At 62.9% G+C, this 12,042-nt stretch carries 13 protein-coding genes; 5 read left to right on the forward strand and 8 right to left on the reverse strand.

Annotation, left to right across the window (positions count from 1 at the left end):
• Window positions 1-44 precede the first annotated feature (44 nt).
• Genes OCL88_RS20150 through OCL88_RS20160 form a run of 3 tightly spaced genes read right to left on the reverse strand, consistent with a single transcriptional unit; the run spans window position 45 to window position 3,450 of the window.
• A complete protein-coding gene (locus OCL88_RS20150; RefSeq protein ID WP_264963711.1) occupies window positions 45-992 on the reverse strand; it encodes a ribokinase in 948 nt (315 codons plus the stop codon).
• Window positions 989-2,422, reverse strand: a complete 1,434-nt coding sequence (locus OCL88_RS20155; RefSeq protein ID WP_264963712.1) for an MFS transporter — start codon at window positions 2,420-2,422, stop codon at window positions 989-991. Before OCL88_RS20155 ends, OCL88_RS20150 begins: the two co-directional genes overlap by 4 nt.
• Window positions 2,422-3,450 (reverse strand): nucleoside hydrolase, encoded by a 1,029-nt coding sequence (locus tag OCL88_RS20160; RefSeq protein WP_264963713.1) that lies wholly within the window; start codon window positions 3,448-3,450, stop codon window positions 2,422-2,424. Before OCL88_RS20160 ends, OCL88_RS20155 begins: the two co-directional genes overlap by 1 nt.
• Before the next feature lie 250 nt (window positions 3,451-3,700).
• Between OCL88_RS20160 and OCL88_RS20165 the strand changes: the two genes are divergently transcribed.
• The gene (locus tag OCL88_RS20165; protein WP_410868870.1) at window positions 3,701-4,684 is read left to right on the forward strand and encodes a LacI family DNA-binding transcriptional regulator; all 984 of its coding nucleotides are present in this window, start codon (window positions 3,701-3,703) and stop codon (window positions 4,682-4,684) included.
• A 6-nt stretch (window positions 4,685-4,690) separates the two neighbouring features.
• Here OCL88_RS20165 and OCL88_RS20170 read toward each other — a convergent pair whose 3' ends face one another.
• The gene (locus tag OCL88_RS20170) at window positions 4,691-5,314 is read right to left on the reverse strand and encodes a LysE family transporter (RefSeq protein ID WP_264963715.1); all 624 of its coding nucleotides are present in this window, start codon (window positions 5,312-5,314) and stop codon (window positions 4,691-4,693) included.
• 203 nt (window positions 5,315-5,517) lie between these two features.
• Between OCL88_RS20170 and OCL88_RS20175 the strand changes: the two genes are divergently transcribed.
• The 4 genes from OCL88_RS20175 (at window position 5,518) to OCL88_RS20190 (ending at window position 8,337) form a co-directional block, all read left to right on the forward strand.
• The gene (locus OCL88_RS20175; RefSeq protein WP_264963716.1) at window positions 5,518-6,591 is read left to right on the forward strand and encodes a DNA polymerase IV; all 1,074 of its coding nucleotides are present in this window, start codon (window positions 5,518-5,520) and stop codon (window positions 6,589-6,591) included.
• A 280-nt stretch (window positions 6,592-6,871) separates the two neighbouring features.
• Window positions 6,872-7,282, forward strand: a complete 411-nt coding sequence (locus OCL88_RS20180) for a hypothetical protein (RefSeq protein ID WP_264963717.1) — start codon at window positions 6,872-6,874, stop codon at window positions 7,280-7,282.
• 28 nt (window positions 7,283-7,310) lie between these two features.
• Window positions 7,311-7,889, forward strand: coding sequence for a hypothetical protein (locus OCL88_RS20185; protein WP_264963718.1), 579 nt, complete (start codon window positions 7,311-7,313; stop codon window positions 7,887-7,889).
• A gap of 7 nt (window positions 7,890-7,896) precedes the next feature.
• On the forward strand, window positions 7,897-8,337 hold the full coding sequence (locus tag OCL88_RS20190; RefSeq protein ID WP_264963719.1) for a hypothetical protein: 441 nt from the start codon (window positions 7,897-7,899) through the stop codon (window positions 8,335-8,337).
• A 46-nt stretch (window positions 8,338-8,383) separates the two neighbouring features.
• On the opposite strand, the gene OCL88_RS20195 is transcribed toward OCL88_RS20190, so the two are convergent.
• The 4 genes from OCL88_RS20195 to OCL88_RS20210 form a co-directional block, all read right to left on the reverse strand.
• Window positions 8,384-9,364, reverse strand: a complete 981-nt coding sequence (locus OCL88_RS20195; RefSeq protein WP_264963720.1) for an aldo/keto reductase — start codon at window positions 9,362-9,364, stop codon at window positions 8,384-8,386.
• Window positions 9,365-9,395: 31 nt separating this feature from the next.
• Window positions 9,396-10,652, reverse strand: coding sequence for an RNA polymerase sigma factor (locus tag OCL88_RS20200; RefSeq protein ID WP_264963721.1), 1,257 nt, complete (start codon window positions 10,650-10,652; stop codon window positions 9,396-9,398).
• A gap of 3 nt (window positions 10,653-10,655) precedes the next feature.
• Window positions 10,656-11,015, reverse strand: a complete 360-nt coding sequence (locus tag OCL88_RS20205; protein ID WP_264963722.1) for a YciI family protein — start codon at window positions 11,013-11,015, stop codon at window positions 10,656-10,658.
• Window positions 11,016-11,109: 94 nt separating this feature from the next.
• Window positions 11,110-11,925: a class I SAM-dependent methyltransferase gene (locus OCL88_RS20210; RefSeq protein WP_021474094.1), complete on the reverse strand. Its 816-nt coding sequence runs from the start codon at window positions 11,923-11,925 to the stop codon at window positions 11,110-11,112.
• Window positions 11,926-12,042: the final 117 nt, after the last annotated feature.

The following is a 12,042-nucleotide window of genomic DNA, read 5'->3' on the forward strand; positions in this document are numbered from 1 at the left end:
CGATCACCCCGGTCACCGCAGCCTAACCCACCCCTACTTTCGTATTAGTTGGGAAATGGCTGGGCGGCTTCTACCTGCTCGAGGGTTGCGTAGGCGGCTTGCGTGCCCTTCTTTGTTGCAGCCAGCGCAGCCGCCACCGAGGCAAACGACGCAGCCTCCACCAACGAATCGCCGGCAGCCAAACGCGCAGCCACGGCGCCCGTGAAGGCGTCACCGGCACCGGTCGTATCCACGGCCGAGACCTGCGTCGGAGCAATGCGGGTCAGCTGCCCGCCCACGGCCAGCGAATCCAGCACCACCGAACCCTGCGCGCCCAGGGTCACGAGCACCCGCTGCAGGCCCCTGTCAGCGAAGCGACTCCGCACGGGCTCCCATGCTTCCACTGCAGCATCCGGATCCGGGATGCCGGCCTCCGAGCCCAGGAACAGTGCGGCCTCGTGGGCGTTCACCAGCAGGACGTCCGTCAATCCGGCCAACAACTCAGGCACCTCAGCGTAAGGCGACAGATTCAGCAGTACCGTTGCTCCGGCGTCGTGCCCGGCTTGTGCGGCGGCTACCACCGTGTCGATGCCCACCTCCAGGCAGAGGCAGACGACGGCGGCGTCGCGGAACGCGTCGAAGTCCACGTCCGCGGGGGCGAGGGTGCCGTTGGCACCGGCCGAGATGATGATGCTGTTCTCGCCGCGCGCGTCCACGGAGATCACCGCCACGCCGGTGGCCGTGTCGCAGCGCCGGACGCGGGAGACATCCACGCCGGCGCCCGCGGTGGACTCGAGGAGCATCGTTCCGTTGGCGTCCTCGCCGACGGCACCGATCAGCGTCACATTCCCGCCGAGCTTGCTGGCCGCGACTGACTGGTTGGCGCTCTTGCCGCCGGGATTCACCGCGAAGCCGTTGCCATGCACGGTCTCTCCGGGCTGGGGGAGGCGCTCGGTGTAGATGGTGAGGTCCGCATTGAGCGAACCGACGACGACGATCCCGGACCTGCTCATGCTGCTACCTCTTCGTGTTCGGCTACTTCGGCGTCGACGGGCTTGGGGATCAGCAGCGATGCGGCGAACGCGGCGAAGGTGATGGCAAAACCAACGACGACGACCGTCAGGTAGGACCCCTTCGCGTCACCCAGCGCTGAGGTAGCCACCAGGACGGCGGGGAGGACCAGGAAGCTGAGTCCGGCGCCGAGGTTGAAAGCCCCGGCGTTCATGCCCGGAAGGAATCCGGGGTTGCCTTGCGGTGAGAGCACCACGCCCAGTCCGTTCAGCATGATGTTGACCGTACCGGCGTACATGATGCCCAGCAAGGCCGTGCCGACGATCATCATGGGCAGGTTGTTGAGGCCGAACAGGGCGATGATTGCCAAGGCCACGAGGCTGCCGACGAGGCCGATGCGAAGCACCTTTGTGTAGCCCAGGACCGGAGCCAGCCGGCCGCTGATCGGCCCGAAAAGCCAACCGAGCAGGGCGTACGGGGTAAGGATGATGAGCGACATCTCGGTGGGTCCCACGCCGAATCCGGGGTCGGCAGCCTGGACGTACGCCGGGACGATCCCGTTGATCACCGCGAAGATACCGGTCATGGTGAGCGTCGTGGTCAGCAGGGGAGCCCACGTGGAACGCTGCCGCAGGTGCACGGTTTCCACCATCGGCTGCTTGGCGCGCTTTTCCACGGTCCAGAAGGCAAAGAACGCGACGGCGGCGATCACGGTCAGCACGGCGGCGAAGGTGAGGGTTCCGGCGTCGAAGGCAGTGGCGAGTTTGGCGCCCTCATTCAGGGCGGTCAGCAGGGCGCCGACGGCGATGACGATGAAGAACACGCCGAGCCAGTCCATGGTGGTGCCGGCGGCGGGCTTGCTCTCATTGGCCAGGAAGGCAATCAGGAAAGTCGCCACGATGGCCAGGGCCACCATGAGCCAGAAGATGCTGCGGAATCCAAAGTTCTCCGCGAAGTAGCCGCCTACGAACGAATCAACGCCCGCAACGCCACCGTTGACCGCGGTGATAAGGCCCATGAGTGCGCCGTACTTGCGGTTGTTGCTCACGGCCGAGCGAAGCATGATGAGGCACAGCGGGACAGTCGGGCCGCTGACGCCTTGGATGATGCGGCCCACGAACAGCCAGGTGACATCCGGTGCCAGTGCTGCAATGACAGAGCCCACGGCCATGAGGAGCATCATGCCCAGGAGGATCTTCTTGCGGCCCACGATGTCGCTGAGGCGGGGCAGGAACAAGGAGAAGAGGGCTGCTGCCGTGAAGAACCAGGTCTGTGACAGGCCGATGGTTGCCTGGTCGGTCTGGAGTTCGTTGCCCATGGTCACCAGCGCAGGGCTGAGCATGGACGCGTTGAGCTGGAAGGCCACGCAGGCCGCCAGCAGGGCAACCATGAGGGCTGTGACGTTGTTACGGGTGGCGGTTGGGGTAGTCATCACTTGGTCTCTCCAGCCAGCACGGCCTCGGCAGTCTCGGTGACCAGCGCATCTGCGGAAGCGCCGCCGTCGTGCGTTGGTTCGCCAATCCGTTCAATCGCATCGATGACCAAATCCCAGAACTTGCCATGGTCCAGGTCAACGGCAACGGACGTGTGGCAGTCCTCCGGAGCGGGCGCGCGGAAGTCGGCCACCGTCATGCCGAGCGTGAGCTTGCCCTGCAGTTCGATGTCCACGGGAACCTTGCGGGTAGTCATGACCGTGGGGTCGATGACGTAGGCAACGGCGCAGGGATCGTGCACCGGCGGGAAGTCGAAGCCTTGGGCATCCTTGTAGGTCTTCTTGAAGAATTCCATGAGCTCCAGGACGAACGTGGCAGGCTTGGTGCCGATCCTGGCGATCCGCTGGACGACCTCATCCGTCGCCAACGCCTGGTGCGTCAGATCGAGGCCCACCATGACCACCGGCCATTTCTCGTTGAACACAATGTGTGCCGCTTCGGGGTCGATGATGATGTTGAATTCCGCCACCGCGCTCCAGTTGCCCACGTGGTAGCCGCCGCCCATCAGGACAACTTCCTTGACGCGCTCCACGATGCGCGGTTCCTTGCGGGCGGCCATGGCGATGTTGGTCAAGCCCGCGGTGGGGACCAGCGTTACCGTTCCGGGCTCGTGCGCCATGACGGTTTCGATGATGAGGTCGACGGCGTGGCGCGGGTCCAGCTCGATCGCGGACTCGGGCTGTTCCGGGCCGTCCATGCCGGTCTCGCCGTGGATGCTCGGTGCGGTTTCGATGGTGCGGACCAACGGGCGGTCGCAGCCTGCGGCGAACGGGACGCCGGTGATGCCTGCGATGGTGGCTACCGAGAGTGCGTTCCGCGTGACTTTCTCGAGGGTCTGGTTGCCTACCACCGTGGTGACAGCCAGCAGCTCGATGTCCGGGTTGCCGTGAGCCAGCAGCAATGCCACTGCATCGTCATGGCCGGGGTCGCAGTCAAGAATGATCTTTTTGCGGGCTGTTATTTCCACGTCTCTCTCCACGTCATTGGGGCCTGTCCGTCGCGTCTGCCCCGTGACGGGGCGGACGCAGTGCCGGACAGGGTGCTCGGCATTCACGGGGAATCATGGCACTCATTGAGGGAAAACGTCAAACGCTTAACGTTCCATACGTCAAGCGCTTGATGCCATATGGGACAAGATTTGCCCGGATCGCAGCTAGGATCGATGCATGGACAGCCCCCAACAGACCCGCACGCGCGCGCCCCGCGTTACGGCTGCGATGGTGGCGGCCAAGGCAGGAGTTTCGACGGCGACCGTCTCCCTGGTTGCCAACGGCAAGACCCAAGGGCGGGTCTCCGAGGAGAACATTTCCAGGGTCCGGACTGCGATAGCTGAGCTCGGTTACGTGGTGGACAGCATCGGCAGCTCCCTGGCGCGCGGTGTCAGTTCGATCGTGATCCTGGTGACGCCCGATGTGTCCAACCCCTTCTTCGCCAACGTGATTGCCGGGGTACGCGAATCATTGGGTGCCCAATACCAGCTGCTGCTCTCCGTGACCGACGCCGGCGAATCGCCCCGGGCCGACGACGTCCGTAAGTTGCTGGCTCTCCGACCCGCCGGGTTGCTGGTCGGCGCCCCGAGTGCCGAGTTCCTGGAGGACCTTTCCGCGGGCGGTCCGCTGGTCCTGCTTGACGCCCCCGGGCTGGATTCCTGGGCGCCGTCAGTCAACCTGGATGTTGCTCAGGGCGCCCGCGAACTGGCGCGCCACCTGGCCTCATCCGGACACACCCGGGCCGCCTATTTGGACGGCATCACGGGGACGGAGACGTTTAAACTGCGCCGTGAAGCGTTTCTCGAGGAAGCTTCCCGCTGCGGGCTTACTGTCTCGGCGGACCACGTCATCAGCACGTCCATCGACGTCGGTGAGGCCGCCGCTGCTTTCGCCGAAGCCTGGCCCTCCTGGCAGCGCGAAGGAGTTACCGCCGTCGTATGCGGCACCGACACGCACGCTTATGGCGTGTTGCAGGAAGCGCGCGTGGAAGGTATCCGGATCCCGGAGGAGGTGGCCGTGGCCGGCTTCGATGACCTCCCGTATTCCGCCACAAGCAACCCCTCGCTCACCAGCGTGCACCTGCCCGCGACGGATCTGGGGCGGAAAGCGGGCGAGCAATTGCGGGCACTGATGGAGGGGCTGGCTCTGACAGAACCGCATGTAACGCTGGAGAGTTCGCTGGTGGTCCGGGGATCGACTGTTCCCGCGTAGCCGCAGTCAGTGGATCACGGCCAGCAGGACGCCAACCAGGACGAAGAGGCAGCCGAAGATGCGGTTCAGGATCTTCTGCCCGTGGGCGTTATGGGTAAAGCGCTGGAATGACCTGGCGGCGAGGGCAAAGAAGAACCACATGACCATGATGTCGATGACGATCACCGTGGCCGTCAGCACGACGTATTGCTGGAGCAGGGGCTCATTCGGCCGGATGAACTGCGGCATGAAAGCCAGGAAGAACACGATCGCCTTGGGGTTGAGCAGGTTCACCCAGATGCCGCGCTGGAACATGGACAGCGCGGGTTCGTTCTTCTTCTCCTCGACGGACTCCTTGTCCAGGTCCGGCTTGTGAAGGAACTGCCGGATTCCCAAATAAACAAGGTAGGCCGCCCCCGCGTAGCGGATGATGTTGAAGATCAGCGGCGAATTGGACACCAGGACGCCAACGCCCAGCGCCACGATCACGATGTGGATGACCAGTGCCACTTGCTGGCCGAGGATGCCCCAAATGGAGCGTCGGAAGCCCGAGTTGAGCGAGTTGCTCATAGTGAAGATTGCCCCGGCGCCGGGAGTGAAACTGATCAGGGTGCCGGCACCAACCAAGGCCAGCCAAAGGGAAAATTGCACCAGATCAGCTTATGTCGGTGAGCCGAGTGGTCGGGACGCGGGCCTTGCTTTACCACTCTCGCTTCGGCCCCGTGCCGTCACGACCCACTTTGACGGCGCTAACGCCCGAATGCACCCGGAATGGGTTGATTTACTGGGTTGCGCAACCCAAAGCAGGTCTGGAGGTACAGCCAAGCCGGGGTCCGGTAAGGCAGACTAATCCCGTGACCGGAATCCCATGGGTCCTGCACGTCGATCTCGACCACTTCATTGCAGCGGTCGAGATACTCCGGCGGCCCGAACTCGCCGGGAAACCCCTGATTGTGGGTGGCCGCGGGGATCCGACCGAACGGGCTGTGGTGTCCACGGCGTCCTATGAGGCCAGGAAGTTTGGAGTAGGTTCGGGCATGCCGCTGCGCATTGCCGCCCGGAAAGTGCCCGACGCGATCATTCTCCCCGTAGACCAGGAGGCATACCTCGCTGCTTCGGAAGTCGTGATGGCCACCCTCCGGGATCAGCCCGGCGCCACGGTACAGGTGCTGGGCTGGGATGAGGCGTTCGTCGGGGTGACCACGGAGGACCCTTACGGCTATGCGAGGCAGATCCAGCAGGAGGTTCTCAAGAGCACCCAACTGCATTGCAGCGTGGGCATCGGCGATACGTTGGTCCGCGCCAAGAATGCTACGGACTTCGGTAAACCGGCCGGCATCTTTCGCCTGACAGGGGAAAACTGGCTCGACGTCATGGGGGATCGCCCCACGCGGGATTTGTGGGGGATCGGACCCAAGATTTCCAAGAGGCTCGCGGCCCACGGCATCAACACCGTCAATGAACTGGCCGCCGTGGAACCGTCCAGCCTCGTGGAAGAATTCGGTCCGAAAATGGGCCCTTGGTACGCACAGCTCGGCCGGGGCGAAGGTGCCAGCGAAGTGGACGATACCCCTTGGGTTGCCCGGGCGCACGGGCGGGAAACCACTTTCCAGCAGGACCTGACCGAACCCGCTCAAATCAGCGACGCCATCAAGGAACTTGCCGCCAGGGTTTTGGAAGACGTTGCAGCAGAGGGCAGGCCTGTGGTCGGACTGACACTCAAGGTCCGCTACAAACCGTTCTTCACCAAGACTTATGCACGGAAAATCCCCGAAACCTTCGACCGCGCCGAAGTCCTCGCTCAGGCCCTGGACCTGACCTCCAAGATGGAACCCGACCGGCCTATCCGCCTGCTGGGGCTGCGCGCCGAAATGGCCATGCCGGACGACGCCCGGAAAGGCCACACGCCCACCCGCAGCGGCTGGTGAAGCCGGCGCCGCGAAGGCACGACGCCGGCCTGCCGCCTACCAGCGTGGGTGCCACTCTCCAATAGCCTGAAGTCTTCCTCCAAAAACCATTAGCCATCAGCTCGGGACTAAATTCGATATATCTCGCGTCACGAATCGAAGATTTGTGTTTCGAGGTCGTTCTCGCTTTGCCCGCGGGTGGTCGACAGCATTAACCGTGGAAATTGACCGAGGTCGTTGATAACTTTCTTCATCAGTACTAGCCTCGGAACGGGGTTCCCACCATAACGATGGAGGGAAAATGAAAACTTCAACGTCAAAGCTGAAACCTTTCGCACTGCCTATGGTGGCGTGCTGTCTGGGTGCTCTACTAATGTTTCTGGCACCAGCAGCGCACGCCTCATGGAATTATCGTTACTTTGAGGGTGAAAGCTATGCAAATAATCTCTGGCGAAGTGCAACCGGCACTGACTCCGGTGGTCGTGTCTACACGGGCATGGGCGCGGCGGGGTACGGCTTTAGCAACTATCAATACACGGCAAGTTACGACGGCGCTACGGGTTATTGGATCTCTTCTGCATCTGGCGATACGGGTAGTTGGACAAATAATTGGTCAACATTGCACTACAGCGCCTTTCAGGAGTGCTGGTGGAATTCAAACTATTCCAATCCAGGGCAGCCTGCGATGACTTGTGAGCAATTCCGTGATTGATGGCAAGAAGACTTCTAAGGAGAAAACCATGAAAAGACTTTCCAAGGTACTTTCACTGGCCTGCGTCCCAGTGGCAGGCCTGGCCGTAGCAGCGTCACCGGCTATGGCTGAACAGATCACCTCTCTGGATACGCCGGTGCTGGTCCCCGCGCTGGCTTTCCCTCAGGGTTTGCAGGACATGGAAATCGCAAGGTCTATACCGGGGCAAGCTGCCGTCGACCCCGCCAGTGTTCGTCTTCTTGGAGAGGACACAAACGGCAAATATTCCGTTGCACAAGCAGAGGGCGGAACGCAGATATGCATCATCGTTCAACTGCGCGGTGTTGGCTCTGTAGGGGGATCTTCGTGCACAACGAAAGAGCAGTTCGCCCTTTCAGGCGTAAGAGTGGGCGTTCAGGAGAACGGAGGGCGGTCTGTCGTCACACACCTCCTGCCCGCGGATGTGGATGCAACTCCCATTAGAGCCAACTCGAATTTGACCGGGAAGTTTGTAAGCAATCTCGTGGTCCAACCGAATGCTTCCCCCACGTCAGGGCAAATTGAACTTGACCGTCTACAGAGCAACGTCAAGTTTAGCTATTCACAACTGCCGTTGGCTTTGAAGTAGCAATTAGATGCAGCATTCGAAGATTTCACTAGCTGTGGTTCCAATCTTGTCATTCGCCGTCGTGCTGGCGGCAGGATATCTCGCTCTGCAATCAGAGGGCATGCTCAACGGGTATCTTTTTGACTTCACCGGCACGCCTGCAGTATCAATTGCCAAGCGGCTTCCTTGGGAACTTCACGTAGCTACTGTCTTAGTGTGCTTCTCGGCTACCGTCGGCTATCGAAGGCTTGCGGTCAGTGTTCGCCTAAAGGCACTCGTGCTCGTCACCTTGGTGTTGGCCTCGGTTCTATCGATCCTGTTCTACGAACCAATCCACATGACGAGGACCAATCTATTCGCCATGGCTTTCGTTGATGGAGGCGTTTCGGCCATGACGCTGGGACTCATTGCGGCCGTCGCCGCGGACTCAATCCATAGTCGACGAGGACGAGCCCGCAACTCGCCATAGGACAGCTGTGGCGGCGACCGACTAGTGGCGCCGCCACAGCTGCCGCCTACCAGCGCGGGTGCATCGCTTCGCGGAAGTAGCGGTCGTAGATGTCCCGGACACCATCAAAGACGCTGCCGTCCAGCGAGACGGAGCCCGCATCAGCGTTCGCGCGGGCCTGCGACGCCGACCGGGCACCAGGAATGACTGAACTGACGCCGTCCTGGGCGATGACCCAAGCGAGGGCCGCCTGGGCGGTGGTGACGCCGTCGGGAACCAGCCGGCTGAATTCCTGCGCTGCTTTGACGCCGGTGGCGAAGTCCACGCCGGAGAAGGTTTCACCGACGTCGAATGCCGCGCCGGTGCGGTTGTAGTTCCGGTGGTCGTTCTCCGGGAATTCCGTCTCCGTGGTGTATTTCCCGGACAGGAGGCCCGACGCCAGCGGAACCCGTGCGATGATCCCGACTCCGGCCTCTTTGGCGGCAGGCAGTACCTCGTCCAAGGGCTTGAGCCGGAATGCGTTGAGGATGATCTGCACAGTGGCGGTGTTCCCGCGCTTGATGGCTTCGAGGGCTTCATCGGTGCGTTCCACGCTGACGCCGTAATTACGGATGACGCCTTCGCTGACCAAGGTATCCAAGGCGTCATACACTTCGGAGTTGCTGTACACGGGTGTTGGCGGGCAGTGCAGTTGGACCAGGTCCAGGGTGTCCTGCTGGAGGTTGCGGCGGGAGCGGTCGGTCCATTCGCGGAAGTTGGCCAACGTGTAGTTCTCCGGCACCTGGTTGACGCGTCGGCCCATTTTGGTGGCCACGGTGATGCCGAGGTCCGGGTTGCTGCGCAGGAACCGGCCGATGAACTGCTCGCTGCGGCCGTCACCGTACACGTCTGCGGTGTCGAAGAAGGTAACGCCGGCGTCGACGGATGCTTCAAGTACCGCCAATGCGTCCTCTTCGGTGACGGATCCCCAATCGGCCCCGAGTTGCCAGGTGCCCAACCCCACGGTCGAAACGTTCCGGCCGGTCTTGCCAAGTATGCGCTGTTCCATGGGTTCGACTATATGGTGTTTGTGAGCGCTATCACCAAGTGCCCCGGGAGTCCAGATCCGCCACTTTGCCCAGCAGGTACCGCCTTTCCTGCAGGCTTCCCGTCTTGCCGGTGGCGGCCACGTACGCGGAACGGGCTTCCCGGAACGAACCGGAAAGTTCCAGTAGCTGTCCCCGTACCGAATCCAGCCGGTGCGACTTCCCCAGCGAGGATTCCAGTCCGTCCAGCACGGCCAGCCCCGCGGCGGGTCCGCCGACGCGTGCAACGGCAACGGCCCGGTTGAGGGTCACCACGGGACTCGGAGCCAACGCTTCAAGCACCGTGTAGAGGGCAAGGATCTGACGCCAATCGGTTTCAGCGTCGGACGCTGCTTCGGCGTGGACGGCGGCGATTGCGGCCTGGAGTTGGTACGGCCCCGGTGCCCCGCGGCCCAATGACCCTCGCCCCAGGACCGAGGACAGCAAGGCGATTCCCTCCTCGATCTGCCCGCGGTTCCACAAGCTGCGGTCCTGATCCGCCAACGGCACGGGCATTCCGTCCGTCCGGGTCCGTGCCGCTCGCCGGGAATCCGTGAGCAGCATTAATGAGAGCAGCCCTCTTGCCTCCGGCTCGTCCGGAAGGGATTCCAGCAGCAGCCGCGTCAAGCGGATCGCTTCCGCCGTGAGGTCCTCGCGTTGCAGCGAGTCACCCGAGCTTGCCGCGTAGCCTTCGTTGAAGATCAAGTAGAGGACGTGAAGTACGACGCCGAGCCTTGCGTTCCGCTCCGCCGTCGCCGGTTGCTCGAACCTGGCGCCCGCCTTCCGGATCGCTTGCTTCGCGCGGCTGATGCGCTGCCCCATGGTGGCTTCCGGGACGAGGAACGCCGAGGCGATTTCCGCCGTCGTGAGTCCACCTACTGCCCGGAGCGTCAAGGCGAGTTGCGACGGTGCGGAGAGAGCCGGATGGCAGCAGAGAAACATGAGGGTGAGGGCATCGTCGGCTTCGGACGCAGACTCCGGCAGCTCGGTGGAGGACGGCTCCATGGCCGCTGCCCGCTCTTCCCTGCCCCGGCGGGCGCTCTCGCTGCGCCAGGCATCGATCAACCGGCGGTTGGCCACGGAGAGCAACCAGGCTTTCGGGTTGTCCGGAAGCCCGGATGGCCACCGCCGGGCAGCCTCGATGAGCGCCTCCTGGGTGGCATCTTCGCAGGCGTCGAACTGGCCGTGCCTGCGGACAAGCGCGCCAAGGACCTGCGGCGCGAGGGTGCGCAGCAGGTCCTCAAGGTGGCTCTTCTCCGGTGGCCCGGCCATAGGCTAGACCTCCGGCGGGCCGTCCGGGATGGCGCGGAGTTCAACCACTTGCGCGTACTTGACGATGCTGGAGCAGATCTCCACGGCCCGCTCCTCGCTGGCGACGTCCACCACCCAGTACCCGATCAGGGACTCCTTTGCTTCGGCGTAGGGGCCGTCCGTGGTGATGACGCCGTCCGGAGTCTGCTTGACCAGCTTGGCGGTGCTTCCGTCTGCCAGTCCGGCGTTGAACACGAGTTCGCCGGAATCGCGGAGATCCTTGTCGATCTGGATCATGAAACCGATCATTTCCTTGACCCACTCCGGATCAGCGGTCTCCATCATGCCCTCGGCGGAACCGAACTTCATGATCATGTACTTCATGTCTGAACTCCTTTGGTGAGGGGCTCCCTGTGTGGGTGCCTTCACTCATAGGTCGGAACTGATACCGGTTTTTCTACGTGGTTCGGCAAACTTTTTACGCCCGGGCTATGACTTCGCCGTTGGGGATGAGGAAGTAGCCGTCCTCGGTGGCTCCCCAGCGATGCCAGCCCGCTGCAATGCGGGCAAGGTCGGCCTCGTTGGCGAAGCCGTATTCAAGAGCCTGCTCGGCGAAGGCGGAATGCAACACGCGTTCGCTCCAGACCCTGGATTGCCACGCGCGTTGCTGGGCCGTGGCGTAGAGCCAGTTGCTGCTGCTTGGCGAAACCTGCCCGAACCCGGCCTGCTGCGCCCACGACACCAAGCGGCGTCCGGCGTCGGGCTCGGCGCCGTTGCGGCGGGCGATCTTCTGGTAGAGCTCCATCCATTCGTCCAATTCGGGGACTTCCGGGTACCAGCTCATGCCGTGGAAATCGGCGTCGCGAACCGCCACGATAGCCCCTGCTTTGGCAACCCGCCGCATTTCCCGCAGCGCTGCCACGGGGTCGGTCAGGTGCTGGAGGACCTGGTGGGCGTGGACGAGGTCGAACGACTCATCCTCGAATTCGAGGTCGTAGATATTGCCGGTACGGAACTCGACGTTGTCCACGCCGCGGTCCTTCGCCAGCTCGGCGGCCTGGTTGATGACATCGGGTGAGCGGTCCAGCCCGATCACGTGCCCGGGGGCGACCAGCCGCGCGAAGTCGCACGTGATGCTGCCCGGTCCGCACCCGACGTCGAGCACTGCCGTTCCGGGCGTCAGGTGAGGTATGACGAACGCGGCCGAATTCTCGGCGGTCCGTGAGGCGTGGGCCCGGACAACCGACTCGTGGTGTCCGTGGGTGTAGACATCTTCTGGCTGCTGCTCGTTCATAGGGAAACGCTACAGCTTGCCCACCCAACCAGGTCGCAATTGTGCGCGTTTTCAGAGGTCAAAACGCGCACAATTGCGACCTAATACGAAAGTAGGGGCGGGTTAGGCTGCGGTGAG

The sequence above is a fragment of the Paenarthrobacter sp. PAE-2 genome, from assembly GCF_026013155.1.
Taxonomy (GTDB): domain Bacteria; phylum Actinomycetota; class Actinomycetes; order Actinomycetales; family Micrococcaceae; genus Arthrobacter; species Arthrobacter ureafaciens.

Coding starts and splice junctions, on each gene's coding strand:
- OCL88_RS20150 (WP_264963711.1), bottom strand. CDS start 992: ATGAGCAGGTCCGGGATCGTCGTCGTCGGTTCGCTCAATGCGGACCTC.
- OCL88_RS20155 (WP_264963712.1), bottom strand. CDS start 2,422: ATGACTACCCCAACCGCCACCCGTAACAACGTCACAGCCCTCATGGTT.
- OCL88_RS20165 (WP_410868870.1), top strand. CDS start 3,701: ATGGTGGCGGCCAAGGCAGGAGTTTCGACGGCGACCGTCTCCCTGGTT.
- OCL88_RS20180 (WP_264963717.1), top strand. CDS start 6,872: ATGAAAACTTCAACGTCAAAGCTGAAACCTTTCGCACTGCCTATGGTG.
- OCL88_RS20185 (WP_264963718.1), top strand. CDS start 7,311: ATGAAAAGACTTTCCAAGGTACTTTCACTGGCCTGCGTCCCAGTGGCA.
- OCL88_RS20190 (WP_264963719.1), top strand. CDS start 7,897: ATGCAGCATTCGAAGATTTCACTAGCTGTGGTTCCAATCTTGTCATTC.
- OCL88_RS20195 (WP_264963720.1), bottom strand. CDS start 9,364: ATGGAACAGCGCATACTTGGCAAGACCGGCCGGAACGTTTCGACCGTG.
- OCL88_RS20200 (WP_264963721.1), bottom strand. CDS start 10,652: ATGGCCGGGCCACCGGAGAAGAGCCACCTTGAGGACCTGCTGCGCACC.
- OCL88_RS20205 (WP_264963722.1), bottom strand. CDS start 11,015: ATGAAGTACATGATCATGAAGTTCGGTTCCGCCGAGGGCATGATGGAG.
- OCL88_RS20210 (WP_021474094.1), bottom strand. CDS start 11,925: ATGAACGAGCAGCAGCCAGAAGATGTCTACACCCACGGACACCACGAG.